Genomic DNA, 606 nt, shown 5'->3' with positions numbered 1-606 from the left:
GCTAGGAGCCTGCGCCGTAGGATGAATTAGCGACGTTTCCCTCGGGCATCTTGCAAATTCGAAGGCTCATAATTCTAGAAATCGGGTAGGTGCGCGGAAGAAGCGGAGCTGGTTGCCGACCACAAGGTCGGTCCGTTCGGAGAACACGCGTTCGGCTCGTCTGGCACTGAGACGCTGCTGTCGAACGCGTAGTGTTCCTTTATTAGATCGTCCCGAATTCACGCAGCTTCTCGGTAGTAATAGTTGAGTAAGCCACCGAGCCGCTCCCGCCTGACCAACGGGCCATCGGCCGCGTGATTATTGGACGGCTGGACAAACACACCGCCAAGACCCTGATGCGGGCGCTCTGCATGGTAGTGAGCCATGTACTCGCCGATGAGTTCTCGCAGGTGCGCTTCACCCAGCGGGATAACGCGGTCGAGGCACTCCTCTTTGATCGAGCGGATGAAGCGTTCGATGAACGCGTTCAGGTTGGGACTGCGGCGCGGCAGGCGAACAGGTTTCGCTCCAGCGTGCCTGAGCATGGCCCGGACACTGGCAGTGAAGATCGGATCGCGATCCATGATGAGGTGGGTCTTGCCCAACAGGAATCCATCCAACGCGTCG

General features: G+C 58.7%; 1 protein-coding gene. It reads right to left on the bottom strand.

Features of this window, described 5'->3' with window-relative positions:
* Positions 1 to 218: 218 nt before the first annotated feature.
* On the bottom strand, positions 219 to 584 hold the full coding sequence (locus GY725_20400) for a transposase (GenBank protein ID MCP4006546.1): 366 nt from the start codon (positions 582 to 584) through the stop codon (positions 219 to 221).
* Positions 585 to 606 lie beyond the last annotated feature (22 nt).

It is taken from the genome of bacterium, from assembly GCA_024226335.1.
Taxonomy (GTDB): domain Bacteria; phylum Myxococcota_A; class UBA9160; order SZUA-336; family SZUA-336; genus JAAELY01.
The sequence above is the reverse complement of the archived record's forward strand: the minus strand, read 5'-3'. Positions and strand labels throughout refer to the sequence as shown.